We start from the raw sequence: 25767 nt of genomic DNA, 5'->3' as shown, positions 1-25767 counted from the left end.
ATGAACACGCGAAATCGCAGGATCCTGGCGGGCGTAGGCCTTGCCGTTGTCGCCGCTGGCGGCTATCTGGTGCATACCCTGATGGCCGCGCAGGCGCAGGGTGTGTTGGCGCAGGAGCCCTTGAACGTGCAGGTGCAGACACCGCCTGCGTTCATCATGGCCGTGGATGACTCGAATTCGATGACCTTCGAGCGCATGTTCCCGGGCGGTGACGGGCGCTTGATCTTCAGCACGTCGACTGGCAGCTTCTTCAACAACAATGGCAGCTTCTACAGCGTTGGGCAGGACTGCAACTCCGGTTCAGCCGATTGCTATCTTTACCTTTACGCGCACAACAACTACAACGAGCGCTATTCGTATGGTCGTGCGATCCCGCCGCTGGATATCTTCGGCTTCGCCCGCTCGCACGTCTACAACGCCAGCTACTACAACCCGTCAGTCAGCTACAAGCCGTGGCTGAGGGCCGATGGAACCCGCTGGAACCCTGCCAGTACCACGGCGGCGCGTGTCGACCCGCGCTCCGGATTTGCGGGGTACGACATCACGTACAACATGACCAGTGTGCGTTCAAGCAGCGGTGAGGGATTCCAGTTCGTCGACGGGATGAAGATTCCCGATCTGACGGGAACCGACAATGCGTATTATCGCAACAACGCCTGGCGCACCGCTTCGCGTGACATCGGCTCTGCGGTGCAATATGGCGTGCAGTACTTCCCGGCGACCTTCTACCTGCCGGAGAATTCCCCGGCGCCCTACGGATACAAGTCGGACGATGCGAATCGACCGGTGATCCAGGGGGCCTGTGGGCCCAAGTGCAATCTGCGCCGCTATCAGATCAAGAAGGACAACTACAGCATCGATGGTGCCTACGACACTGCGGTGCAGAACTTCGCCAATTGGTTCCAGTATCACCGCAGCCGCACGCTGGCCATTGTCGGTGCGTCCACCGAGGCGTTGTACGGCGTCGACAACATGCGGGTGGGTTACTTCACGATCAATGACCTGAAGAACGTGAAGATGCATGATCTGGTGACCAACCGCGCCGATCTCTATCAGCAGATCTACGGATTGAAGCCGATCAGCGGCACGCCCAACCGTCGTGCTGTGGAGTATCTGGCCGAACAGTTCCGCCGTACCGACGACGGCGCGCCCGTCATCCGCGCCTGCCAGCGCAATGGCGGCATGTTGTTCACGGATGGCTACACGAATTCCAAGAACTATCCGAATGGCTCGTTCGCCAACGCGGACGCGGTCAATACCGTGAACCTGCCGACACTGCCCTTCGCCGACAATTACAGCAATACGATGGCCGACGTCACTGCGGCCTATTACTCGGGCAGCAAGACGCCGCTTCGTTCCGATACCGGCTTCCCCAAGGGGCAGGTGCCGGTGGACGAGCGCTGCGGCACGTTGTCCCAAGGCAGCGCGGAGTGGAAGCGACTGGACTGCCAGGCCGATCTGCACATGAATTTCTACGGTGTCACGCTTGGTGCTCAGGGGCGGATTTACGGCGTGGATGCTGCCGCCACGGCGGATCCGTACAAGAATCCGCCGAACTGGAACGGCAGCCCTGATCCGTCGACGGTGGACGATGGAACGGTCATCGATGAGATCTGGCACGCCGCGCTCAACAGCCGTGGTGAATTCATCAATGCGCAGACGCCTGCCGATGTAACCGAGGCGATGCGACGTGTGTTGGCCTCGATTTCCGGCGGCAAGTCGTCGTCGGGAACCATTGGCATGACCGGCGCCCGCATTGGTGCAGGTTCGCTGTCGGTGACGCCAAGCTATGACATCCGCAATGGTGCGACCGACTGGTCGAGCAAGCTGAAGGCGTCGACCGTGAAGATCAACAGTGACCAGGTCGCTGTGTTCAGCGAGGCCTGGGAGGCGTCAACGAAACTCGCTTCAACGGGTCGCCGCATCGTGGCCAACAAAGCGGGTACGCTGGTTGACTTCGGTTCGGCCGACATCAGCCTGGCCGATCTTTGCAGCAAGCCGGATGGCAAGTACGCAGAGATGCTGGTGTGCTCGACTGACAAGCTGAAGTCCATTGATGCTGATATCGACACGGCCATCCGCTATCTGAAAGCGGATACGACGATGGAAAAGCGCAGCGGCGGCAAGTACCGCGACCGCACCACGCCGCTGGGCGATATCGTCAATTCGGCGCCGGTGGTCAGTTCGCCTACCGATGACTACGGCTATCGCCAGCTCGGCGAAGATTATGCCGCCAGCTATGCCAAGTACCTGGACACCAAGGCGAAGAGTGGTCGTTACACGGTGTACGTCGGTGCCAATGACGGCATGCTGCATGCCTTCGATGGTGGCATGGGGGCATCGGGTGAGATGGACAGTACGGGAGGGACCGAGCGCTTTGCGTACATTCCCTCAACCTCGCTGGGCCATATGGCCAACCTGCTGTTCCCGTACAAACCGGATACCGCTGATCAGACCTTCCGCCATCGCTATTTCGTCGACGGTGCAATCACCATCTCGGACATGCTCGTCGGCAGCACCTGGCAGACGGGACTGGTCGGTACGGCTGGCGCTGGTGGTCGCTCGGTATTTGCGCTGGACGTGAGTGACCCGGCAGCGTTTACCACGCGTCAAGCGCTCTGGGAGATCAGCGACCTGAACATGTCGTTGGCCGAGGGCGTGCGCAACAACATCGGCTTCGTGCTGGGCAAGCCGGTGATCGTACCGGTGAAGGAAGGCAAGACGGTTGCATGGAAGGCGATCTTCGGCAACGGCTATAACAGTGCCAGCCGCAAGGCCGTACTGTTCGTCGTGGATATGGCGTCGGGCGCCACGCGGATGATCGAGGCGGTAGAGAGCAATGCCTCGGGAGCCAACATCTCCGGAGACAATGGGTTGGGCAACGTGGTGGTGGTGGATCGCTGGCGTGGCGACAGCCAGGACCTGCGCGGTCGCGATGGTCTTGCCGATACCGTCTACGCTGCCGATCAGCGTGGCGCCATCTGGAAATTCGACCTCACCGATAGTTCCAACACGGCGCTGACCGTTCCCGTATTCACCACCCAGGTCAGCCAGGACACCAGCGCGCGGAACTTCCGCCAGCCGATCACGGGCGGCATGACCGCTGCGACCGGTCCATCGGGTGGCGTGATGCTGTATTTCGGTACGGGCAGCTTCTCGTTCTACAGTGACAAGGACGACACCTCGCGACAGGCGTTGTATGCGGTCAATGACATTGGCGGGAAGAGGGTCACATCGACCTTGACCTCGGCCAATCTGGCGCCCTATACCGCGGATGCTCCGGCGACGGGCGCCGAGGCGCGCAGGATTGTGGCAGGGACTGCGCCGGCCAATGCGCGAGGGTGGATGATCAACCTGCCTGCGAGCAACGGTGAACGGTTCGTTGGTAATCCACTGCTGGTCAGCGGCATCATGTTCATGCCGACCTATGTCCCCAATCTGGAAACCGTTGGCTGTTCGACGAGTGGTTCGAACTGGCTGTTTGGTCTTTCCTCGCTGACCGGTGCGCCTGCCCTGGAGAATGTCCGGACCGGTTCACCCACGGGTGTCAAGCCGGCGTCGGGTACAGCGGGCCTGTCGTTGAAGACCGAGGGAACCGCGCCGGTCAAGGACGTATCCCTGTCGGTCATACCGCGTCTGGGTAGTGGCAAGGAAGGTCCGCCCGGGGGCAGCTCTTGCTGGATGGTGGTAGGCGCCGCCGGCAGCCAGTCGCTGTATCTGCCTTATCCCTGCGGTCGCCAGTCCTGGCGGCAGCTCCAGTGACCCCTGTGCGAGGATCCACATCCATGCAGTCTTTCCGTGCGCCTCATCGCTCAGCGGGCTTTACGTTGATCGAATTGATGATCGTGGTGATCGTCATCGGCATCCTGGCGGCCATCGCCATTCCTTCGTACCAGCAGTACGTACTTCGATCACATCGTGCAGTAGCCAAAGCGGACCTGGCCGAGTACGCGCAACGTGCGGAGCGCTATCACTCCAGCAACAATTCCTACTCGGGCTACACCCTGCCCAGCAAGGTCTCGCCACGCGAGGGCGGGGCGACGCGATACGACCTGAGTTACAAGGGCGATGGTTCCACGTTCACGATCACGGCGTCTCCTTCGGGTACGCAGGTCAAGGACAGCTGCGGCAAGCTGACCCTCGACCAGGCCAACCGGAAGACCTCGGGAGGAGCGGTTTCCGATTGTTGGTAGTGGGTGTTGATCTTCCAGGATTCGACCAGTACAATGCGCCTCCCCGCCCGAATAGCTCAGCCGGTTAGAGCACTTGACTGTTAATCAGGGGGTCGTTGGTTCGAGTCCAACTTCGGGCGCCAGATACTGCAGAAGCCGCGAGAAATCGCGGCTTTTTGCTTTTCTTTGCTCTGTTCAGCACGGCAGATCGCGGTTGCTGCGTTCACTGCGGGTACGCCCGCCATTGTTGACCACCAGCTTGCCGTGCAGGTGTCTGCCAGCGCAGATGCGCAGGGTCAGATTGGCGCCGGGGCTTCGCCCATCCGCCTGGAAAAACAGGAGCGGCCGTCCGCTGCTGGCGTGTGCCAGGATCGAGACATCGTCGCGGCCACGGTGATGGGCCAGGATGGCTTCCGGCGTTGCTGGTGAGCCCCGCCGCAGGCCACTGCGATAGATGATCCAGCCGGCACTCCAGTCGTCCGTGCACTGATGCCCGTCTTCGCTGGCGCACACGCCGATCAGTTCACGCCGGATCAGCGCTTGGCTGCGCGCGCTGGAGAGACTGGCATGCAGCGTCAGCTGCAGTGCGTCGGCGCGGTGGCGCAGCAGTGTTGACTGCAGCGTCGGCCATCCTGCCGCCAGCAACACGGAAAGGACGGCAATAATCGTCACCAGTTCAATCAGTTGCATGCCAAGGGCGGGGCCGGGGACAGGGGGGCGTTTCAAGGGCGGGGTCATGGAGCGAGCGTCGCCCCTTTCAATGGGGGGCGCCATCGGGCATCCCCCTGCCGGTCTCCCCGGCTTCCCCTCAGCCGACCGTCACCGGACGCCCCCTATACTTACCTTCCCCGAGACCTGGCAACACCATGAGCGACAGTTTTCAACTTGTCTCGCCGTATTCGCCGGCGGGAGACCAGCCCGATGCCATCGCCAAGCTGACCAGTAATTTCGAGGCCGGCGTCGCCAAGCAGACCCTGCTGGGCGTCACCGGCTCGGGCAAGACCTACACCATCGCCAACGTCATCCAGCAGGTGCAGAAGCCGACGCTGATCATGGCGCCGAACAAGACCCTGGCAGCGCAGCTGTACGGTGAGTTCAAGGCGTTCTTCCCGCACAACGCGGTGGAGTACTTCGTCAGCTATTACGATTACTACCAGCCGGAAGCCTACGTGCCGTCGTCGGACACCTTCATCGAGAAGGACAGTTCGATCAACGAACACATCGAACAGATGCGGCTGGCGGCGACCAAGACCCTGCTGTCACGACCGGATGCGATCGTGGTGGCGACCGTGTCGGCCATCTACGGCCTGGGTGCGCCGGAAGACTACCTGTCGCTGCGCCTGATCCTGTCCAAGGGCGAGCGCATCGACCAGCGCGACCTGATCAATCACCTGACCCAGCTGCAGTACACGCGCAACGAATACGAGCTGCAGCGCGGTACCTTCCGCGTGCGCGGTGAAGTGATCGACGTGTTCCCGGCGGAGTCGGACAGTGAGGCCCTGCGCATCGAACTGTTCGATGGCGAGGTGGAAAAGATCACGATGTTCGATCCGCTCACCGGCGAGACCATGCGCAACCTCATGCGCTTCACCGTGTACCCGAAGACCCACTACGCGACTACGCGTGAACGGGTTCTGGCGGCGGTGGAGACCATCAAGGTCGAGCTGAAGGAGCGGTTGGAGCAGCTGTACGCGCAGAACAAGCTGGTCGAGGCGCAGCGCCTGGCCCAGCGCACCCAGTTCGACCTCGAAATGATGGCCGAAGTCGGTTTCTGCAACGGCATCGAGAACTACTCGCGGCATTTGACCGGCAAGAACGCGGGCGAGCCGCCGCCGACCCTGTTCGATTACCTGCCGGCTGATGCGCTGCTGGTGATCGACGAATCGCACGTGACCATTCCGCAGATCGGTGCCATGTTCAAGGGTGACCGGTCGCGCAAGGAAACCCTGGTCGAGTTCGGCTTCCGCCTGCCGTCAGCGCTGGACAACCGTCCGCTGCGCTTCGAGGAGTGGGAGGCGCGCTGCCCCCGCAGCATCTATGTGTCGGCGACACCGGGTCCGTATGAATTCCGCGAGGCCGGAGAGGACATGGCCGAGCTGGTCGTGCGCCCGACCGGGCTGATCGACCCCGTGGTGGAGATCCGCCCGGTCGGCACCCAGGTCGATGACCTGATGAGCGAGGCCAACGAGCGGATCAAGGCCGGTGACCGCGTGCTGGTCACCACCCTGACCAAGCGCATGGCCGAAAACCTCACCGAGTACCTGACCGAGCACGGCATCCGCGTGCGCTACCTGCACTCGGACATCGATACCGTTGAACGCGTGGAGATCATCCGTGACCTGCGTCTGGGCAAGTTCGATGTGCTGGTCGGCATCAACCTGCTGCGCGAGGGGCTGGACATGCCCGAGGTCTCGCTGGTGGCGATCCTGGATGCGGACAAGGAGGGCTTCCTGCGCTCGACCGGCTCGTTGATCCAGACCATCGGCCGTGCGGCCCGCAACGTGCGCGGCAAGGCGATCCTGTATGCGGACAAGATCACCCGTTCGATGCAGGCAGCGATCGATGAGACCGACCGCCGCCGCACCAAGCAGGTCGAGTACAACCTGGAGCACGGCATCACTCCGCGCTCCGTGGCGCGGCCGATCGTCGACGTGCTGGAGGGCGCACGCTCGGACGCCGCCGAGAAGGAGTTCCGCAAGGGCAAGGGCAAAGGCCGTTCCGGGGTGGCAGAGGACACGGTCGACTACCGTTCGCTCAGTCCGGCGCAGCTGGCCGCTCGCCTCAAGGCCCTGGAGCAGCGGATGTACCAGCATGCCAAGGACCTGGAATTCGAGGATGCCGCCCGGGTGCGCGACCAGATCAGGCAGCTGAAGGAAGCCAGCCTGGGCTGAACGCGGTAAAGCGGCTTTTCTTCACAAAAGTATTGCGCTTGCCGGTCGTCGTCCGTAATATACGCGGCCTGCACCGACGCAATCGCGGCGCTGCAGAAGCAACAAACGGGCGGTTAGCTCAGCGGTAGAGCACTACCTTGACATGGTAGGGGTCACAGGTTCGAACCCTGTACCGCCCACCACGAAGTCCCCCAGAGGGCTGTCGTGAGCATGAAAAGCCCGGCCCTGGCGCCGGGTTTTTACGTAGAAGCACCAGCCTGCGGGCTGCACGGAATATTTGGGCGGTTAGCTCAGCGGTAGAGCACTACCTTGACATGGTAGGGGTCACAGGTTCGAACCCTGTACCGCCCACCACCGGTTCCCGGCATGGCCGGAGCAGCGGTGGCAACGATGAAAGCCGGCCCTGGGCCGGTTTTTTTGTGCCTGCGATCCGCGCTCGTTCCAGCCTGGCCGGCTGCTGCCAGCGTCAACCGCGTTGCTCGACACTGGCGCTGCGCTGCAGCTGCCAATGACCATCCACGCGCTGCCACAGTTGCAGCATTCCCCGGGCGTGCGATTGCCCGCGCTGTATACCGTCGGCATCACCGTGCACGCGAGCGTGGGCCACCTGCAGTACGCGATCCGCACTCAGGCGCAGGATCTGCACGCTCTGGCTGTCCGTCTGGCCGTACGTCGCAGGCGCGCGGACGGCACGTTGGGCATCGGCCTGCAGGATCTGCATCCGCAGCGAATCGCTTCCGGTACCGCCGTCGCGGTTGCACAGACCGGCCATCAACAGCAGCAGGGCAAGCATCGGCATGGCACGGTGCTCCGGAGAAGGGAGCCCAGCGTTGCACTGCGGCCTGCGCTGTGAAACCGGTATCCGACGAAGACCGGAAAAGTGCGCGCCAACCAGAGCCAGCAAGGATGAATCCGTGCCAGACCGGGGCGGCGGCAGAACACGATCATGAAAAAGGGCCGGGCCACCCGTGAAGGCAGTCCGGCCCGTTTGCCCGGAAGTGACCCCGTTGGCCGGGAAGCCTGGGCTCAGGTCACGACGTGGCTGGAACCATCAGGCGGGCTCAGAGCGGATCGCAGCACAGGCGAGGGCCGGACCAATGCCCTGAGCCGCCATACGGGCAGCCCGGGGTGAATTCACAGCCCGGTGCGAACCCGGCCTTGGCCGGAGTGGCGAAGGCCTGCGCGGCACCGAATGACATGGCGGCCACCACGACGAGGCCGGCAATGGACGAGAACAGCTTCTTCTTTCCGATCATCTGTATCTCCTTTGCAGAGCTTCGAGGCGGGTTACATGGGGTCGCAGCAGACCAGCAGGCCGTGGGAGCCTGCGTTGCCATAGGGGCAGCTCGGATGTTCCTTGCAGCCCGGCGCGAAGCCGGTCTTCACCGGAGTGGCGAAGGCCTGCGCGGCGCCGAATGACATGGCGGCCACGACGACGATGCCGGCAATGGACGAGAACAGCTTCTTCTTTCCGATCATGTGTATCTCCTTGGAATGGCGATGGAACATGAAGTCACCGCGTGCGGGGCGGTGTCGAAGCGGGATCAGTTGGCGACGCAGCAGATGCGCGTGCCGCCGGCGCGGCCATTGCCGCCGAACATGCATCCGGGGGTATCCACGCAACCCGGTGCAAAGCCGGTCTTCACCGGTGTGGCGAAGGCCTGTGCGGCCCCGAATGACATTGCAGCAACGATGACGATACCGGCGACGGACGAGAACAGCGTTTTCTTCCCGATCATGTGTATCTCCTTCAGTTGGTGTGGCTTCCCGGATTCATTGCGTTGGCGACGGCCTGCACCGTCCCGGTGTCGAGCTGGCCGACATGCTTGTAGGCGATGCTGCCATCTGCGGCCAGCACCATCAGCATCGGTGTCAGCGTGGCGCGGTAGCGCTTGGAGACTTCGCCCTGATCGTCGACGGCGATCGGAAACGCCAGCGCGTGCTTGCCTGCGTAGTCGGCAAGCTGGTCGTACGGTGGCAGGCCCACGCCCACCAGCTCGGCACTGCCTCGCGCAGCCGCGATCTGCTGCAGTTGTGGCACCGAGGCCAGGCAGTAACGGCAGGCGGTAGAGAAGAAGTAGAGGATCTGCGGCACGCCGCGCGCGCCACCGATATCGACATGGGTCTGCTGCGTCGTCCGCAGGGTCAACAGTTCAGGCCGGGTGCCGGTGGCAAGACCATGCGCGTCCAGCTGCGTCTGCTGCAGCTGCGCCGCCATCTGTTCGTTGACCTGCCGCAACTGGCGGTTCTGCCAGGAGAGCATGATGACCAGTGCGGCCAGCAGCAGGGCGACTACGGGAAACAGTGCACGCTTGAGCATCGATCATCCTTGAACGCCGCGTTGCATCGACCATACCGGAAACAGCAACAGGAATGTCAAGCTTTTGTATCATCGGTGACGCAGTTCCCAAACCTCAGGACGCCACCATGAGTGACCATGCTCCCGTTTCCCGGCCTAACCCGATCATCGAACTGCTGTTCGGCGGCAACATGCTGGAAGGCACCTTCAAGGCCGTGATCTGGGTCGCACTGCTATCTGCGGTGCTGGCCTGGACGACCTTCCGCTGACGGGACGCTCAGGCCGCAGTGAAGGCCTGGCGCAGGCTGCGCAGCGTCGCCTGACGATATTCGGCTGCACACGGCTCGCCCATTTCCAGCTCCTGCAGGCGCAGGCCGACCAGGGTCATCGACAGTGCGTATCCGCGCGCAGCATCGGCAGCGCGTGACAGGCCAAGTGCACGTCGGGTCAACGCGTCCACATGATCCATGTCCGGCAGCAGGCCCAGGTAGGCGCGCTCGGCGCTGTCCAGATCCGGCGCGCGCAGGATCGCGTTGGCATCGGCGGTGGGGGTGACAGCGGCCATGCGGGATCCTTGTTGTCCGTGGGGCGGATGCAGGTTCGGTCAGAACGCGCGCATCAGCGAGATGAAAGCGGAGGTCTGGCTGCTGCGCCGTGCCATCGGGCTGTCTTCGACGGCATCACCGAACCACTGGTTGGCGACGACGCCGGTCGCGCGCCATTTCGTACCCAGGGGCGTGCTGACCGCGATCTGCAGGCTCGGCGAGGTGGCACTGCCGGGCTTGTAGGCCGCCAGCCCGGAGCGCAGCGCTTCTTCGTCACTGATGCCGTAGTAGTAGTCGAGCAGGCGGGCGCTGGAATGCACCACGCCCACGCGCGGCACCCAGGTGAAACGGCCGGCCTGGATCGGATAGCTGTAATGCAGGCTGGATTCAACACCGCCGCCGTGCCCGCTTACTTCGCGCTTCACGCTGGCCGCCACCGCGCCCCAGTCGGCGCTGTAGTCGGCATTGATGCCGACCATCGCCGACATCTGCCGGCTGTGCAGGCGGCGCAGCTGCGGATCGTTCACGTCGTCGGTCTTGAAGCGCAACGTGTAGGGCGTCGCCACCGCCGACAGGCGCAGGCCGTCGGCCTTGTAGAGGTTCATGCCAAGCGAGCCGGGGCTGGCGAAGAAGCGCTTGCCCTGCCAGGACAGCGCCGGCAGCACCAGCGGCTTGTCGTCATAGTGCGCGTAGGCGCCAGTGGTCGCGCCGAAGGTGATGCCGGCCTGTACCCCCGGAGCCTGTTCCTGCGCGGTGGCCAGCAGCGGCGTGGAGAGAGCGACGGTGCACAGCAGGGGGCGCAGCAGGGCGGGGGACAGTGAGGTCATCGATGTAGTGCGTTGCAGGGATGGCGATGCATGCTGCGCGCGCAACATTGTCGGAACATTGCGCAGGCGCAATCTGCTGGCATCGCCGCCACCTGCACGCCGAAGGCACTATGATCGGCACCGTTTCCGGTTGCCGAGCCCCCGATGCGCATTCTCCTGGTCGAAGATGACCCCGATCTCTCGCGAGCCCTGCAGTCCGGGCTTGAGCGCCAGGGTGTGGTCGCCGACGTGGTCGGCAGCCTGGCCGAGGCTGCGCTCGCCCTGCGTGAGCCGGTGCATCAGCTGATGCTGCTCGATCGGCAGCTGCCCGATGGTGATGGCGTGGGCTTCGTGGCGACTGCCCGTGCGCTGCGGCCGAACCTGGCGGTGATCATGCTCACTGCCAAGGGTGGGCTGTCGGACAAGGTGGAGGGGCTGGATGTCGGTGCCGATGACTATCTGGTCAAGCCGGTGGCGATCGAAGAGCTGATGGCGCGCATCCGCGCCGTCTCGCGTCGACCGTCGGCGATGGTGACCCCCCGGTTGCGGCTGGGCCGGCTGGAGTTTGATTTCGAATCGCTGCAGGCGCAGGTGGACGGCCAACCGGTTGCACTGCCGCGGCGGCAGGTGCTGGTGCTGCAGGCGCTGGCGATGCGGCAGGGGCGCACGGTCACCCGCAGCGCGCTGGAATCGGCGGTGTACGGATTCGATGATGAGATCCAGTCCAATGCGCTCGATGCGCATATTTCAAAACTGCGCAAGGCGCTGCAGCAGGCCGGGGCAGGCGTGGAGATCCACGTGATCCGCGGCGTCGGCTATCTGCTGGCGGAGGCCTGAGATGGCACGACCGATTCGTTCGATCACCCTTGGACTGGCGTGGCGGCTGTTCCTGGCGCAGGCCTTCACGGTGTTGTTCGCCGTCGTCGCGCTGATCCTGACCTGGGGCGACAAGGACACCTGGGGCATGGACATGTTCATGGCCGAGAGCGCGGCCAACGCGGTGCACAGCGAAGGCGGCCGTCTGGTGCTGGACGAAGCACGCTGGCAGAAGCTCGATGCGCGTGCCGGTGGCAACCTGTGGTTCGCGGCGGTGGACGATCGCGGTGCATGGCTGCAGCGCGGTACGCTGCCTGCCATCCACGCGCCGCTGCTGGCCCGCCTGCCGACACTGGGTGCCACCGAGCTGGGTTCGCTGGTGCCGCCGTACCTGGATGTGGCGCGGGTGATGATCCGCAACGAAGACGGCCGCCGCATCACGGTGATGGTGGGCGGGGCGCCGAAGGGCGGCCTGCTGGATGGCGCATTGATGGTGCTGCGGTTGATCGGCCTGTGGTTCTTCCTGCCGTTGATCGTGGTCACGCTGCTGGTGATGCCGACGGTGATCCATCGCGCCATGCGTGGCGTGCGCCGGTCCGCGCAGCAGGCCAAGGAGCTGGATATCGGCCAGCCCGGTGCGCGCCTGGACGCGCAGCTGGTATCGACCGAGGTCGCGCCTCTGGTCGAAGCGTTCAACGATGCGATCGACAAGGTGCAGCAGGGCTACGCAGCACGCGATAAATTCCTGGCCGACGCCGCCCATGAACTGCGGGTACCGATTGCGGTGGTACAGGCGCGCTTGTCGCAGTTGCCGCAGGGGGAGCTCAAATCGCAGCTGTTGACCGATGTCGCCCGTCTCGGCAACGTCGCCGAGCACCTGCTCGACCTGCAGCGCCTGGACCGGAACGTCGCAGCGCTGCAGCGCCTGGACCTTGCGCATGTCGTGCGCGAAGCGGCCGCCGACCTTGCGCCTCTGGTGGTTGGCGCCGGCTACGGCTTTGAAGTGGATGCGCCGGAGACGCCAGTATGGATCCATGGCGATGGCCTCGCCCTGGGGCGGGTGATCGCCAACCTGGTGCACAACGCCATCGTCCATGGCGGCGGGCGCGGCACCATCTGCGTGCGTCTGGACCGGCAGTGCCTGCTGGAAGTCAGCGACCAGGGCGCCGGCGTGCCGGTCGGTGACCGCGAGGCGATCTTCGAGCCGTTCCACCGCCTGCGTGCTGCTGGCAGTGGCAGCGGCCTCGGCCTGCATCTGGTCAAGGAGATCGTGCAGCACCACGGCGGCACGGTGAGCGTGGGCGAGGCCGTTGGGGGTGGGGCGAGCTTCCGGGTCAACTTCCACCGCGGCAGCGTGCGTCGCTAGCCGGGCGCTGACAACGCCACACGGTGTTGCCTGATGGCTGGGTGAGGCCGCGCCTCGGCACGCTGTGTCGATGGCAGCCGATCGGACCTTGTCGCCCTTGTTTGGCCCCGCGTGCGCTGCCGCTCTGGTTGCCGGTGCGTTGGTCTGCGTGCTGCTGCCGGTGTTGCCACCGCTGTGGGCTTCTGTTGCGGCGACCGTCGTGGCCGCGTTGGGCTGGGTGTTGCGCTGGCGCGGACGCGCGGCGGCTGCGTTGTTGTTCGGCTTGGCCTGGACTTGCTGCCACGGGTATTGGGCAATGCAGACGCAGCTGCCGGCCGGTTCTGCTGCGCAGGATGTGCTCGTCCGGGGGCAGGTCATCGATCTGCCGAAGGAAACGCCTGCACACACCCGCTTCGAATTCCGGGTGGATGCGTCCGATGCGATGCCGACGCTGCGTGGAAAGCGGCTGCAGGTGCTCTGGCACGCGCCACGGGGTGGGCCGACCGACGCCGGGCTTGATCAGAGACGTCTCCTGCACGCCGGGGCGGATTGGCAGTTGTCGCTGCGCGTGCGACCACCACGTTCACGCATCAATCCGGGGGGCTTCGATGGCGAGCGGCAAGCGCTGCTGCGTGGGCTGGCAGGGAACGCCAGCGTGCGCGATTCGAATTCCACGCGACAGCTGCGCCCTGCGCATGGTCTACCTGCGTGGCGCGAGCGCACCAGTGCCGCCATTGCCAGGCAGATCGCACACCCGTCGGCGCGGTTCATCCAGGCCTTGGCACTGGGCGATACGCGTCGCCTGTCCGACGTCGATTGGGCGCAGCTGCGCGCGCTGGGCCTGACCCACCTGATCGCCATCTCCGGCTTCCATGTCGGCCTGGTCGCGGGCTTCGCCGCATTGCTGTGTTCTGCGCTCTGGCGATCCTGGCCGGGGCTTGCCCGGTTCTGGCCACGACCGCAGGCGGCGGCCTGTGCGGCGGCGGCGGCAGCAGCCGGCTATGCCGTTGTTGCAGGCAGCGAGCTGCCGACCGTGCGTACTGCGCTGATGATCGCGGTGCTGGCCCTGGCGCGCGTTGCCCGCCGTCCGGTGACGGTAGCGCAGGGGCTCGCGCTGGCCGCGCTGGCGATGCTGCTGCCGGCACCGCTGTCGGTGCTGTCTGCGGGCTTCTGGCTCAGTTTCGGTGGGGTGCTGTGGTTGCTGTGGTGCCTGCCGCAGGGGCGGCCGAAGGGGTTCGCCACGATGCTGCGCGGCGCTCTGGCAGGGCAGGGGGTGGCCAGCGTCGCTCTGCTGCCGTTGGCGGTGGCACTGTTCGGTGGCAGCGCACGGCTGGGGCCGCTGGTGAACCTGCCGATCATTCCACTGTGGAGCCTGCTGGTGGTGCCTCTGGCTCTGCTGGGAACCGCTCTGGAGGCCCTGCGCACCGGGGCAGGGCAGTGGCCTTGGCGCACGGCTGCCTGGGTGTTCGAGGCCAGTTGGCAGCTGCTGCAACCCTTGGCCGAGCACCCACAGGCGATGTGGTGGCTGGCGCAGGGGCCGGCCTGGGCGTTGCCGGCGGCCTTGCTGGGGGTGTTCTGGTGGCTGTTGCCACGCGGCGCCGGGGCCGGGCTTGCCGGTTCTTTGCTGTGCCTGCCGTTGCTGTGGCCGGCACGGTCGGGGCCGCAGCAGGGTGAGCTGGAACTGGTGGTGCACGATGTCGGCCAGGGCGCGGCGGTGCTGCTGCGGACCGCCCGGCACGCACTCTGGTATGACGTCGGCCCGCCAGCCGGCAGCGGCAGCGGGGCCGAGGAGCGGATGCTGCTGCCGACCTTGCGGGCGTTGGGACAGGAGCCGCCGGCACAGCTGATGATCAGTCACGACCACCTGGACCACAGCGGCAACCTCGCCGCGCTGCGCCGGCAATTGCCGGGTCTGCACGTACTGGCTCCACCGGGCAGTGCGATTGCCAAGGCCGGCAGCTGCCAACAGGGCCTGCGCTGGCAATGGGACGGGTTCGATTTCCAGGTGCTGCATCCGCCCGCCGCGTTCCCTGCCGTTGGCGGGAAGGGCGCCGACAACGAAGCCAGTTGCGTGCTGCGGGTTGCTGGCGCGCACGGGGTAGTGCTGCTGCCCGGTGACATCGGCCGGCAAGGCGAACAGGCGCTGCTGGCGGGCGCTGCCGATATGCTGCGTGCGGACGTGGTGCTGGTGCCCCATCACGGCAGCGGAGGCAGTTCCACGCCGGACTGGGTGAAGGCGGTGGCGCCGCGGCTGGCGCTGGTCTCGGCCGGGCACCGGAACCACTTTGGCCACCCGAAACGTGACGTGGTGCGGCGCTGGCAGGCGGCGGGCGCCGAAGTGCTGTCCACCGCCGAGTCCGGCGCGATCCGCGTATGGCTTGGCGCACAAGGCCTGCAGCTGCGTGAACAGCGTATCCACGCCGCCCGGTGGTGGGATGCCGCTGGGCGGGCGCGGTCGGCTGCTATCCTATCGCCGATCGAACAAGCGGCCGCTGGGCCGGAGGGTTGAAACGTGTGGGAACTGGTCAAGGCCGGTGGCTGGCCGATGGTGCCGCTGCTGCTGTTGGGCGTACTGGCTTTGGCGATCGTCCTGGAGCGTTTCTGGTCCTTGCGGCGTAACGAGGTGCTGCCGCCTGGCCTGGGCCAGGAGGTCCGCAACTGGGCCGCGCGCGGCAAGCTGGACCCGGCGCACCTGCAGACCCTGCGTGCCAATTCACCGTTGGGTGCCCTGCTGGCCGCCGCGCTGGAAGCGCGCAACCGCCCGCGCGACCAGATCCGCGAGCGCATCGAGGACACCGGTCGCCATCTGGTGCACCGCATGGAGCGTTTCCTCAACGCGCTGGGCACCATCGCCTCGGCCGGCCCGTTGCTGGGCCTGCTGGGCACCGTGGTCGGCATGATCCAGATGTTCCTGGGCATCCTCGACCACGGCGTGGGTGATGTGAACCAGCTTGCCGGCGGTATCGGCAAGGCACTGGTGTGCACCGCCACCGGCATGATCGTGGCGATCCCGGCGCTGATGTTCCACCGCTTCTTCAAGGGCCGCATCCACGGCTACGTGGTGGAGATGGAGCAGGAAGCCAGCGCGCTGCTGGATACGCTGGACGGTCGCCCCGGGGTGATGACCCCGGCCCCCGCTGCGCGCGCGTCTTCCGCCGCTACGGCAAAGGCCTGATCGATGCGTATCGGCAACGACCGGTCCCAGGATGAGCCGCATATCGACCTGGTGCCGCTGATCGACGTCATCCTGGTGCTGATCATCTTCTTCGTGGTCACCACCACCTTCGACGCGCGATCGACCCTGCAGGTGCAGCTGCCGACCGCCAGCCAGCAGCAGACCAACGAGCCGCCGCGCTCGCTGAGCGTGCTGATCAACGCTGACGGCCGCTACTTCGTCAACGATCAGGAAGTGCTGCGCAGCGACGTCGAGTCGGTCAAGCAGACCATTGCGGCCGTCGCCGGCAGCGACCGCGAACAGACCGTGCTGCTGCGTGCCGACGCGCGCACTCCCTACCAGGCCGTGGTCACCGCGCAGGACGCGCTGGGCCAGCTCGGCTTCCGTCGTATCGCCATTGCAACAGCGCCAGAGGTGCGTCCATGAGTTCCCATCACGCGCCAGTGTGGCCGATCTACAAACGACTGCTGGGCTATACCCGCACCTACTGGGTGTTCATGATCGGCGCGGTCATCGCGATGGTGGTCGAAGCCCTGGCCGGCTATCACTTCACCAAGCTGATGGAGCCGCTGGTCAACCGCGGGTTCGTCAACCCCGAGCCGCGCATGGCGGTGATCCTGCCGCTGACCATTCTCGGCCTGTTCCTGATGCGCAGCGTGGCCACCTGGGTCAGCGACTACACGCTGGCCAAGACCGGCCGCAGCGTGGTCCGCGACCTGCGTGAACAGGTGCTGCAGAAGTACCTGCACCTGCCGTCCTCGCATTTCGATGCCGAGGCGACGCCGGTGATGGTCAGCCGCCTGAACTTCGACACCGAACAGGTCACCCAGGCCAGTGCCGACGCGCTGAAGACCGTGGTGGCCGATACCCTGACCATCATCGCCATGCTGGCGGTGATGCTGCAGATGAGCGTCAAGGTGACCCTGGCGATGCTGGTGGTGGTGCCGCTGATCGGCGTGATCGTGTCCTACGTGGGCAAGCGCTACCGACGCATCAGCCGCGGCATCCAGGACGGCATGGGCACCATGGCGCAGACCGCCGAGCAGTCGCTGGCCGCGCAGCAGGAAGTGAAGGTGCACGGCACCCAGCAGCACGAGATCTCGCGCTACTCGCGCCTGGCCAACCGCATGCTGGCGCTGAACATGAAGGTGGAAGTGACCCGCGCGGCGGCTTCCAGCGTGGTCCAGTTCCTGGCGGCGCTGGCGCTGGCAGTCATCGTCTGGGTGTCCACCCGCGAGGCACTGGCCGGCAAGCTCAATGCGGGCCAGTTCATGGGCCTGATGACGTCGATGATGGCCATCATTCCGTCGCTGCGGCGGCTGACCAGCGTGCAGACTTCGATCTCGCGCGGTGTGGCTGCGGCCGAGCGCCTGTTCGGCATCATCGACATGCCGGTCGAGCGCGACGAGGGCAAGCACGCGGTGCAGCGCGTACGCGGCGAACTGGCCTTCGAGCACGTCATGCTGCGTTACCGTGAAGACAGTGGCATCGCCCTGGACGACATCAGCTTCGTTGCCAGGCCGGGCACGGTCACCGCCATCGTCGGTCGTTCCGGCAGCGGCAAGACCAGCCTGATCCGGCTGGTGCCGCGCTTCTACGAACCCAACGGTGGCCGCATCCTGCTCGACGGCGTTGCCCTGGATGAGTACCCGTTGGCCGATCTGCGCCGGCAGGTGGCCATCGTCGGCCAGAAGGTCATGCTGTTCGACGACACCATCGCGGCCAACATCGCCTACGGCATGGATGCCACCGACGAGCAGATCCGTGCAGCTGCCGAGGCGGCCAATGCCTGGGAGTTCATCGCGCGCATGCCGCAGCAGCTGCAGACGCCGGTGGGCGAGAATGGTGCGCTGCTGTCCGGCGGCCAGCGCCAGCGCCTGGCGATCGCCCGCGCCATCCTGCGCGACGCACCGATCCTGATCCTGGACGAGGCCACCGCGGCGCTGGACAACGAATCCGAGCGCCTGGTGCAGGATGCGCTGCAGCGCTTGATGCCCGAGCGCACCACGCTGGTGATCGCGCATCGCCTGTCGACCATCGAGCATGCCGACCAGGTGCTGGTGATGGACCATGGCCGCATCGTTGAACGCGGCACCCACCAGGAGCTGCTGTCGATGGGCGGTCTGTACCAGCACCTGCACAACATGCAGTTCCGCGAAAGGCAGGACTGATGGCGGGCAAAGGTACCCAGACCCCGCCGTACTGGTACGACGGCAGCCCGGCTCCGTGGCCGATGCGACTGCTGGCGCCGCTGTATGCCAGCGTCACCGCGCTGCGCCGGCGCCTGTACCGGCGTGGCTGGCGCAAGCGCCATGCGCTGGCGGTGCCGGTCATCGTGGTCGGCAACATCACCGCCGGCGGCACCGGCAAGACGCCGCTGACCATCGCCCTGGTCGAGCGCCTGCGGGCCGCGGGCTGGAAGCCCGGTGTCGCCAGCCGCGGCTACGGTCGTGAGCAAGCGGACAAGGCACGTTGGGTGGAAGCCGATACGCCGACTGCCCTGGGGGGCGACGAGCCGGTGCTGATCGCCTGGAAGACCGGCGTGCCCGTACGCGTGGACAGTGACCGCGTGGCAGCGGGCAAGGCGTTGATCGCCGCCGGCTGCGACGTGATCGTCTGCGATGACGGCCTGCAGCACTACCGGCTGGCGCGCGACATCGAGATCGAGGTGGTTGATGCCCAGCGCCGCTATGGCAATGGCCGGATGATTCCCGCCGGCCCGCTGCGCGAGCCGGTCAGCCGCGCAGCGGAATGCGATTTCCGGGTGGTCAACCTGGGCCAGGCGGATGGAGCGGCGGCTGCCCAGGCCTGTGGCTTCGGCCAATGGCCGATGGCCCTGCACATCGACAGTGCACAGCCGCTGGCCGGCGGGCGCGCACGTCCCCTTTCGTACTTCGCGGGCCAGCGCGTGCATGCCGTGGCCGGCATCGCCCATCCGCAACGCTTCTTCGACATGCTGCGCGCGCGTGCGATCGGCGTGGTGCCGCACGCCTTCGCCGACCATCATGCCTACCAGCCGCAGGATCTGTCCTTTGGCAGCCAGTTGCCGGTGCTGATGACCGAAAAGGATGCCGTGAAGTGCCGCGCGTTCGCCAATGACTGGCAGTACGCGGTGCCGCTGCGCGCCGAGATGCCTGCTGCTTTCTGGATCGCGTTGACCGATCGCCTGGACAAGCTGCGACCGAACTGAGGGGCCATGCGGCGCTTGCAAATGGACGCCGCCGGCCGCATTCCTGCTGTATCGCGCCTGCCGAGTACCGCCCGCATGACCGACTTCGTTGTTGCCATCCCGGCCCGCTATGCCGCTTCGCGGCTGCCGGGCAAGCCGCTGCGCCTGCTGGGCGGAGAACCCATGGTGCTGCATGTGGCCCGCCGCGCGCTGCAGGCCGGCGCAGGTGAGGTATGGGTCGCGACCGACGACCAGCGCATTGCCGACGCATTGTCCGGCCTGGCGGAAGTGAAAGTGGCGATGACCGCTGCCTCGCATGCCTCGGGTACCGATCGCCTGGCCGAGTGCGCGCGCATTGCGGGCTGGTCCGATGACACCGTGGTGGTAAACCTGCAGGGCGATGAACCGTTCGCGCCGGCTGCCGGCATCCGCGCCGTGGCCGAGGCACTGGTGGCGGGCAGCGCACCGATGTCGACCCTGGCCACGCCGGTCGAGGATGCCCACACGCTGTTCGATCCCAACGTGGTCAAGCTGGTGCGCAACGTGCGCAACGAGGCCCTGTACTTCAGCCGTGCGCCCATCGCCTGGCATCGCGATGGCTTCGCCCGCAGCCGCGACACCCTGCCCGAAGGCCATCAGTGGCTGCGCCACATCGGCATCTATGGCTACCGTGCCGGTTTCCTGCAGCAGTTCGCCTCGATGCGGCCGGGCACGCTGGAACAGGTGGAATCGCTGGAGCAGTTGCGCGTGCTGGAAGCGGGCTACCCGATTGCCGTGGCGATCTCGCCCGAACCCTTCCCGCCGGGCATCGACACCCCTGAAGACCTGCAGCGCGCCGAAACGCTGCTGCAGGCGATGGCCGCGCGATGAGGCTGCTGGTCGTCTGCCTCGGCAACATCTGCCGCTCGCCGATGGCCGAAGGCGCGCTGCGTGCCCGCCTGGATGCCTCGGCGCTGGCTGGGCGGGTACAGGTCGATTCGGCCGGTACCGGCGACTGGCACGTGGGCCAGCCACCCGACCGGCGTGCCATTGCATGCGCGGCCGGACACGGGGTGGACCTTGGCAGCCTGCGCGCGCGGCAGTTGCAGCGGCAGGACTTCGACGCTTTCGACTGGATCCTGTGCGCCGACGAGGCCAACCTGCGTGACGCCGCACGCCTCGCCATTGCCACCCAGCGCGAGCGCCTGGCGCTGTACCTGCCGTGGTCGGGCGGGCAGGGCGAACGTGCGATTCCCGATCCCTATACCGGTGGCAGCGATCATTTCGAACAGGTCTGGTCGCTGGTCGACGCTGCTGCCGAACGCACCGTGGCACGCCTGTTGCATCACGCCGACTCCGGCATAATCGGGTCATGAACATCCAGCCCGTCCCGGACCTGCCCGAGTTCGCCGCCTGGCTCAATGCCGCGCCCTGCACCCTGACCGAACTGCGTGGCCGGCCGGTCGCGCTGTTGTTCGTCAACGCGGCTTCCGCATGGAGCGCGCAACGGCTGGCCGAGTTCAGCCAGTGGCTGTCACGCCACCCCGGCAAGCTGCAACCTCTGGTGCTGCAGGTGCCGCGCTTCGACTTCGAGCGTGATGCCACGGCTGCGCTGAAACTGCTGCGCCGCCAGGGACTGACCATGCCGGTGCTGCTTGATGCCGATTGGGATGGCTGGCGCCGCTTCGGCGTCAGCGCCTGGCCGACGATGGTGCTGCTGGACGCGCAGGGTCGCGAACAGCAGCGCTTGATCGGCCAGGGCGTGCCCGGCGAGCTGGAGCGGGCCCTGAATGCCCTCTGCGAGGGTGCGCCGTCCGCCCCTTCGCGTGGCGGCAGCGAGCTGCACCCCGAACCGCGCCAGGCGCTGCGATTCCCGATGGGTCTGGCAGTGAACCAGGAACGGTTGTACATCGCCGACAGCGGCCACCACCGCATCCTGGAATGCAGTCATGGCGGCCGCGTGCTGCGTCAGTTCGGCTTGGGTACCGCCGACTTCATGGACGGCAACCTCGCCGAGGCCGCTTTCCACCGGCCGCAGGCGCTGGCGCTGGAGCGCGAGTCGCTGTACGTGGCCGACACCGGCAATCATGCGGTGCGCCGCATCAACCTGCTGACCGGCCTGGTCGACACCCTGTGTGGCAACGGCCGTCCGGGCGCCCCCGTGGAAGGGCCGGTGACGCAGCCACGGCAGGTGTCGCTGGATCATCCGGTTGGCCTGGCCATCGCCGAAAACCAGCTGCACATCGCCATGGCCGGCGACAACCGCATCTGGAGCTACCACCTCGGCCAGCGCAGCCTGCAGTGGCGCGCCGGCAGCGGCGCCATCGACGAGCGCGACGGTAGTGGCCATCTGGCCGCGTTCGCCCAGCCCACCGCCGTGGCCGTGGTCCAGCAGGTGCTGTACGTGGCCGATGCGCTGGGGTCTTCGATCCGTTCATTGCAGTTGCGCGGTGACCTGGTGCAGACCCTGGTCGGGCAGGGCACCTGGCGTTTCGGCGAGGACGATGGCCCGCGTGCGCAGGCCAGCCTGCAGTTCCCGCAGGCGATCGCATTGAGCCCGGATGCCCCGTTGTTGTGGATCGCCGACACCGGCAATGGCCGCCTGCGCACGTTGCGCCTGGGCGGCGGCGAACTGACCACCCAGCCCTTGCCGCGGCGCCTGCATGGCCCGGCCGGCCTGGCCGTCGGTGCCGGCGCGGTGTGGATCGCCGAAACCGATTCCCACACCGTACTGCGCCTGGACCCTGACAGCGGCGTGCTTAGCGAAGTGCCGATCAGCGAATGACCGTTGTTCCTGTCCCGACCTTCGATGGCAAGGCATTCGCGGCCCAGCTGAGTACCGCCCCGGGCGTGTACCGCATGTACGCGGCCGACGACACGCTGTTGTACGTCGGCAAGGCCCGCGCGCTGCGCAACCGCGTGGGCAGCTATTTCAACGGCAGTCCGAAGAACGCGCGCATCATGTCGATGCTCTCGCAGATCGTGCGCATGGACGTGACCGTAACGCGCTCGGAAGCCGAAGCGCTGCTGCTGGAAAACCAGCTGATCAAGTCGCTGTCGCCGCGCTACAACGTGTCCCTGCGCGACGACAAGACCTATCCGCATGTGCTGCTGACCCGCGAAGACTGGCCGCGCATCGCCCTGCATCGTGGCCCGCGTGCCATTCCCGGGCGCTATTTCGGGCCGTATCCCGGCGTCACCGCGGTGCGCGAGACGCTGAACCTGATGCACAAACTGTTCAAGCTGCGCAGCTGCGAAGACAGCGTGTTCCGCAACCGTTCGCGGCCCTGCCTGCAGTATCAGATCGGACGCTGCAGCGCGCCGTGCGTGGAACTGGTGCCGGCAGCGGACTACGCCGAGTCGGTGCGCCGCGCGGCGATGTTCCTGGAAGGCAAGAGCGATGAGCTGACCCGGGAGCTCGGCGAGCAGATGCAGGCGGCCAGCGAAGCGCTGGAATTCGAGCAGGCCGCGCGACTGCGCGACCTGATTACTTCATTGCGCAGCATGCAGACCCGCCAGTACGTGGACGGTCGCGCGGCCGACCTCGACGTGCTGGCGGTGGCCATGCAGGGCTCGCAGGCCTGCGTGATGCTGCTGGCCTTCCGTGATGGCCGCAACCTGGGCACCCGCCCGTTCTTTCCCCGCACCAATGGCGAGGAAAGCCCGGATGAAGTGCTGGCGGCCTTTGTCTCGCAGTACTACATCGAATTCGAGCCGCCGCGCGAGATCCTGCTTGACCGCGAAATTCCCGATGCCGATCTGATCGGTTCTGCGCTGTCGGCCTCGGCCGAGCGCAAGGTGCAGTTGAAATGGAACGTCCGCGGCGAGCGCGCCGGCTACCTGGAACTGGCCAGCCGCAACGCGCAGTTGACCCTGGCCACCGAGATCAACAGCCGCACCGCGCAGCACGCGCGCAGCGAAGCGCTGCGGGTGATGCTGGGGCTGGCCGAACCGGTAAAGCGGGTGGAGTGCTTCGACATCAGCCACACCATGGGCGAAGCCACCGTGGCCTCCTGTGTGGTGTTCGATGCGGCCGGCCCGGTGCGCGCGCAGTACCGCCGCTTCAACATCAGTGGCATCGAGCCGGGCGATGACTACGCCGCGATGCGCCAGGCGATCGACCGCCGCTTCCGCCGTGCAGTGGAAGAGCAGGGCGTGTTGCCGGATGTGCTGCTGATCGACGGTGGCGCCGGCCAGCTGGCACAGGCCCAGGCGGCGCTGGCCGATCTGGGCGTGGAAGACGTGCTGCTGGTGGGCGTGGCCAAAGGCGTGGAACGCCGTGCCGGCCACGAAGCGCTGGTGATGCCCGATGGCCGCGAACTGCGCCCGGGTGCGGCCGATCCCGCCCTGCAGTTCATCCAGCAGGTGCGCGATGAAGCACACCGCTTCGCCATCACTGGCCATCGCGGGCGCCGGCAGAAGGCCCGGATGACCAGCAAACTGGAAGACATCCCCGGCATCGGGCCGCGACGGCGCGCCAGCCTGCTGAAGCATTTTGGCGGTCTGGTCGGCCTGAAAGCGGCCGGAGAAGCGGAAATTGCCAAGGTGGAAGGCATCAATGACGCCCTCGCAGCGCGCATCTACGCTAACCTGCACGGGTTGGCCGCGCCGGATCCGGCCGAGTAGAGAGAGAATAAAGCCGCATGACGTTGACCCTGCCCACCTGGCTGACCCTGTTGCGGATCGTGATGATCCCGGTGCTGGTGCTGGTGTTCTACCTGCCCTACACCTGGACCAACTTCGCATCGGCGGCGATCTTCGGCCTGGCCGCGATCACCGACTGGCTCGATGGCTGGATCGCGCGTCGCTACGGCCTGGAGTCGGCGTTCGGCGCCTTCCTCGACCCGGTCGCGGACAAGCTGATGGTGGCGGTGGCGCTGTTCCTTATCGTGCAGGGGCATCCGACCCCGTGGATGGCGTTCTGGGCGGCGGTGATCGTCGGCCGCGAGATCGCGGTGTCGGCGCTGCGCGAGTGGATGGCCGAACTCGGCCAGCGTGCCAAGGTGCGGGTGGCGATGATCGGCAAGGTCAAGACCACCGCGCAGATGGTCGCGCTGCTGTGCCTGCTGTATTCGGTGGCGCCGAACGTGCCGGTCGACGACATCTGGATGGGCCCGCCGGTATTCCATATCGGTGACTGGACCCTGGCCATTGCCGCGGTGCTGACCCTGTGGTCGGGCCTGCAGTACCTGCACGCCGCCTGGCCCAGCCTGCGTGACGACGAGCGCGCCGCGCGCGAGCGTTCGCGGCAGAAGAAGCTGGGCAACTGAGCACCGGGGTCGGATCCCTTTCCGCAGGAAAGGGCTCTGACCCCGTCGCTGCTCTCATCCACGCATGGCGTGGATCTACTGGGCATGCATGCACTGTGTGGGCCTTCGCGGGATCCCTCATCCACGCATGGCGTGGATCGCCTGGAATGTGGCCTGCGGTAGATCCACGCCATGCGTGGATGACGCATTCCATGACCTCTCGATCTGCCTGAAAAAAAGGCCTTGACGCGTTGCGCAGAACAGGTAGAATTTCGCCTCCCAAGCGGGAATAGCTCAGTTGGTAGAGCGCAACCTTGCCAAGGTTGAGGTCGCGAGTTCGAGTCTCGTTTCCCGCTCCAGATTCAAGAAAAACGCTCCCGGAAGGGGGCGTTTTTCGTTATGAGCTGTCGCGAGATAGGGCGATGTCGACGGCGTGGTCTGGGAGTGGCTCGATGTCGGCAGACATCATGACTTGGGTGCCGACAGAACGTTGCGCAGAGTTGTGCTCTTAGATCGGCAATCCTCCGGAGACAATTGCTAGCTTTCCGGTCTTGTCGAATGTCACATGGATTCTGTAGCTGCCGGATTTCCATCGCATGCGGCTGCTTTCTGGATTTGTCCATTCCGGTTCACCAAACATTGACAAGACGTCGCTCCTGCCTTGGCCGAAAGTGAGGCCGTGGGGCAGGGCGCCTCGGTAAACGGAAAAGTCGCCGATTTCCCGTCCGTAGTAGCGGAAATTGGATAACACTAGCGCGCCAGCTGGATAGTCGCGACTAGGAAAGGCCAAGGACTCAGAATCTGACAATGTCAGTTCAACGCCGAGTGATGCGTTGGACAAGTAAGCATCTGTCCAATGCGGCTCCAGGGCTGGAGCATCGACGATCCCAAGCTCCTTCAGCAACGACTCGATTTCTCGCTCGCCGTAGTGGTAGCCAAGGTGGGCGAAGTGATCCATATCGATTCTCGAATGTCGTGGTCCGGGAGGACTGGTCGTCTTGTGGGTTCATTGAGAGCGGTTGTTGCTCGGAGCGATCAGTCCACTGCCAGCGGATCGCCGAGACTCGCGCTCTTGGACATGCTCAACTACATGTCGCCGTTCTCAGATTGGTCCCGATCGAGGGTGTCGGAGTGGTTGTCGATAGTCGCCACTACATTGGTGATGGCACTGGGCCAGGAACTATTGATCGTCGTCCGGGGTGAGTCCATACAAGTATTCCGAAATGGAGCCCGATCGGGCGAGCGAGCGCTTCATCCCCACTTCACCGCCACTCCATCGCCTCGCCATGCGCCGATCCCACGCTGTACCCCCGGATCCAGC

25 protein-coding genes and 4 tRNA genes are annotated in these 25767 nt (G+C 65.7%); 20 read left to right on the top strand and 9 right to left on the bottom strand.

The genetic code is table 11. From position 1 onward, the window contains the following. The 3 genes from AC1DCU_RS08430 to AC1DCU_RS08420 all read left to right on the top strand — a co-directional run bounded on the left by AC1DCU_RS08430 (position 1) and on the right by AC1DCU_RS08420 (position 4315). A complete protein-coding gene (locus AC1DCU_RS08430; RefSeq protein WP_032975711.1) occupies positions 1-3762 on the top strand; it encodes a pilus assembly protein in 3762 nt (1253 codons plus the stop codon). A 23-nt stretch (positions 3763-3785) separates the two neighbouring features. Beyond that, entirely contained in the window at positions 3786-4193 is a 408-nt protein-coding gene (locus AC1DCU_RS08425; protein WP_032975712.1) for a type IV pilin protein, read from the top strand. A gap of 45 nt (positions 4194-4238) precedes the next feature. After that, a tRNA-Asn gene (locus AC1DCU_RS08420) sits at positions 4239-4315 on the top strand. 52 nt (positions 4316-4367) lie between these two features. Here AC1DCU_RS08420 and AC1DCU_RS08415 read toward each other — a convergent pair. Beyond that, a complete protein-coding gene (locus tag AC1DCU_RS08415) occupies positions 4368-4862 on the bottom strand; it encodes a GspH/FimT family pseudopilin (protein ID WP_032975713.1) in 495 nt (164 codons plus the stop codon). 176 nt (positions 4863-5038) lie between these two features. Between AC1DCU_RS08415 and uvrB the strand changes: the two genes are divergently transcribed. The 3 genes from uvrB (at position 5039) to AC1DCU_RS08400 (ending at position 7417) form a co-directional block, all read left to right on the top strand. After that, positions 5039-7063, top strand: coding sequence for an excinuclease ABC subunit UvrB (gene uvrB, locus AC1DCU_RS08410; RefSeq protein WP_442251045.1), 2025 nt, complete (start codon positions 5039-5041; stop codon positions 7061-7063). Positions 7064-7170: 107 nt separating this feature from the next. Next, positions 7171-7245 (top strand) — tRNA-Val (locus tag AC1DCU_RS08405). A gap of 97 nt (positions 7246-7342) precedes the next feature. Next, positions 7343-7417 (top strand) — tRNA-Val (locus tag AC1DCU_RS08400). A 112-nt stretch (positions 7418-7529) separates the two neighbouring features. Here the strand turns inward: AC1DCU_RS08400 and AC1DCU_RS08395 are convergent. From AC1DCU_RS08395 to AC1DCU_RS08375, 5 genes are all read right to left on the bottom strand, one after another. After that, positions 7530-7862 (bottom strand): hypothetical protein, encoded by a 333-nt coding sequence (locus AC1DCU_RS08395; protein WP_032975715.1) that lies wholly within the window; start codon positions 7860-7862, stop codon positions 7530-7532. 262 nt (positions 7863-8124) lie between these two features. Then, positions 8125-8319, bottom strand: a complete 195-nt coding sequence (locus AC1DCU_RS08390) for a hypothetical protein (RefSeq protein ID WP_032975716.1) — start codon at positions 8317-8319, stop codon at positions 8125-8127. A gap of 31 nt (positions 8320-8350) precedes the next feature. Continuing rightward, the gene (locus AC1DCU_RS08385) at positions 8351-8542 is read right to left on the bottom strand and encodes a hypothetical protein (RefSeq protein WP_032975717.1); all 192 of its coding nucleotides are present in this window, start codon (positions 8540-8542) and stop codon (positions 8351-8353) included. Positions 8543-8607: 65 nt separating this feature from the next. Next, on the bottom strand, positions 8608-8802 hold the full coding sequence (locus AC1DCU_RS08380; RefSeq protein WP_025875233.1) for a hypothetical protein: 195 nt from the start codon (positions 8800-8802) through the stop codon (positions 8608-8610). Between the two features lie 11 nt (positions 8803-8813). Beyond that, entirely contained in the window at positions 8814-9383 is a 570-nt protein-coding gene (locus AC1DCU_RS08375; protein WP_025875231.1) for a peroxiredoxin family protein, read from the bottom strand. Between the two features lie 107 nt (positions 9384-9490). Here AC1DCU_RS08375 and AC1DCU_RS08370 point away from each other — a divergent pair, with 107 nt between their 5' ends. Beyond that, a complete protein-coding gene (locus AC1DCU_RS08370) occupies positions 9491-9631 on the top strand; it encodes a hypothetical protein (protein ID WP_162887621.1) in 141 nt (46 codons plus the stop codon). A gap of 8 nt (positions 9632-9639) precedes the next feature. On the opposite strand, the gene AC1DCU_RS08365 is transcribed toward AC1DCU_RS08370, so the two are convergent. Continuing rightward, complete coding sequence (locus tag AC1DCU_RS08365) at positions 9640-9927, bottom strand: hypothetical protein (RefSeq protein ID WP_025875229.1); 288 nt, start codon at positions 9925-9927, stop codon at positions 9640-9642. 39 nt (positions 9928-9966) lie between these two features. Further along, complete coding sequence (locus AC1DCU_RS08360; protein ID WP_025875227.1) at positions 9967-10734, bottom strand: MipA/OmpV family protein; 768 nt, start codon at positions 10732-10734, stop codon at positions 9967-9969. A gap of 144 nt (positions 10735-10878) precedes the next feature. Here AC1DCU_RS08360 and AC1DCU_RS08355 point away from each other — a divergent pair, with 144 nt between their 5' ends. The 13 genes from AC1DCU_RS08355 (at position 10879) to AC1DCU_RS08295 (ending at position 24805) form a co-directional block, all read left to right on the top strand. Then, complete coding sequence (locus AC1DCU_RS08355; RefSeq protein WP_032975718.1) at positions 10879-11550, top strand: response regulator transcription factor; 672 nt, start codon at positions 10879-10881, stop codon at positions 11548-11550. 1 nt (position 11551) lies between these two features. Beyond that, positions 11552-12895 (top strand): sensor histidine kinase, encoded by a 1344-nt coding sequence (locus tag AC1DCU_RS08350; protein ID WP_442251046.1) that lies wholly within the window; start codon positions 11552-11554, stop codon positions 12893-12895. Between the two features lie 70 nt (positions 12896-12965). Continuing rightward, entirely contained in the window at positions 12966-15383 is a 2418-nt protein-coding gene (locus AC1DCU_RS08345; protein WP_032975721.1) for a DNA internalization-related competence protein ComEC/Rec2, read from the top strand. Positions 15384-15386: 3 nt separating this feature from the next. After that, the gene (locus tag AC1DCU_RS08340; protein WP_025875219.1) at positions 15387-16049 is read left to right on the top strand and encodes a MotA/TolQ/ExbB proton channel family protein; all 663 of its coding nucleotides are present in this window, start codon (positions 15387-15389) and stop codon (positions 16047-16049) included. 3 nt (positions 16050-16052) lie between these two features. Beyond that, on the top strand, positions 16053-16475 hold the full coding sequence (locus tag AC1DCU_RS08335) for an ExbD/TolR family protein (RefSeq protein ID WP_025875217.1): 423 nt from the start codon (positions 16053-16055) through the stop codon (positions 16473-16475). Continuing rightward, positions 16472-18220, top strand: a complete 1749-nt coding sequence (gene msbA, locus AC1DCU_RS08330; protein ID WP_025875215.1) for a lipid A export permease/ATP-binding protein MsbA — start codon at positions 16472-16474, stop codon at positions 18218-18220. Before AC1DCU_RS08335 ends, msbA begins: the two co-directional genes overlap by 4 nt. Further along, positions 18220-19239 carry a tetraacyldisaccharide 4'-kinase gene (gene lpxK, locus AC1DCU_RS08325; RefSeq protein WP_032975722.1) on the top strand — a complete coding sequence of 340 codons (1020 nt, stop codon included), beginning with the start codon at positions 18220-18222 and terminating at the stop codon, positions 19237-19239. The genes msbA and lpxK overlap by 1 nt, the downstream gene beginning before the upstream one ends. Before the next feature lie 75 nt (positions 19240-19314). Then, complete coding sequence (kdsB, locus tag AC1DCU_RS08320) at positions 19315-20088, top strand: 3-deoxy-manno-octulosonate cytidylyltransferase (RefSeq protein WP_025875212.1); 774 nt, start codon at positions 19315-19317, stop codon at positions 20086-20088. Continuing rightward, complete coding sequence (locus AC1DCU_RS08315) at positions 20085-20573, top strand: low molecular weight protein-tyrosine-phosphatase (protein ID WP_032975723.1); 489 nt, start codon at positions 20085-20087, stop codon at positions 20571-20573. Before kdsB ends, AC1DCU_RS08315 begins: the two co-directional genes overlap by 4 nt. Continuing rightward, a complete protein-coding gene (locus AC1DCU_RS08310; RefSeq protein WP_032975725.1) occupies positions 20570-21982 on the top strand; it encodes a nhl repeat protein in 1413 nt (470 codons plus the stop codon). Before AC1DCU_RS08315 ends, AC1DCU_RS08310 begins: the two co-directional genes overlap by 4 nt. Beyond that, complete coding sequence (gene uvrC / locus AC1DCU_RS08305) at positions 21979-23823, top strand: excinuclease ABC subunit UvrC (RefSeq protein ID WP_059063713.1); 1845 nt, start codon at positions 21979-21981, stop codon at positions 23821-23823. The genes AC1DCU_RS08310 and uvrC overlap by 4 nt, the downstream gene beginning before the upstream one ends. 17 nt (positions 23824-23840) lie before the next feature. Continuing rightward, on the top strand, positions 23841-24467 hold the full coding sequence (pgsA, locus tag AC1DCU_RS08300) for a CDP-diacylglycerol--glycerol-3-phosphate 3-phosphatidyltransferase (protein WP_025875200.1): 627 nt from the start codon (positions 23841-23843) through the stop codon (positions 24465-24467). Positions 24468-24729: 262 nt separating this feature from the next. Further along, positions 24730-24805: transfer RNA gene (locus AC1DCU_RS08295), tRNA-Gly, on the top strand. Between the two features lie 149 nt (positions 24806-24954). Here AC1DCU_RS08295 and AC1DCU_RS08290 read toward each other — a convergent pair. After that, positions 24955-25404, bottom strand: a complete 450-nt coding sequence (locus AC1DCU_RS08290; RefSeq protein ID WP_032975740.1) for a hypothetical protein — start codon at positions 25402-25404, stop codon at positions 24955-24957. Positions 25405-25767: the final 363 nt, after the last annotated feature.

The sequence above is a fragment of the Stenotrophomonas sp. 10L48 genome, from assembly GCF_056395105.1.
Note: the sequence above shows the minus strand (reverse complement) of the source record. Positions and strands in the feature narration are given on the sequence as shown.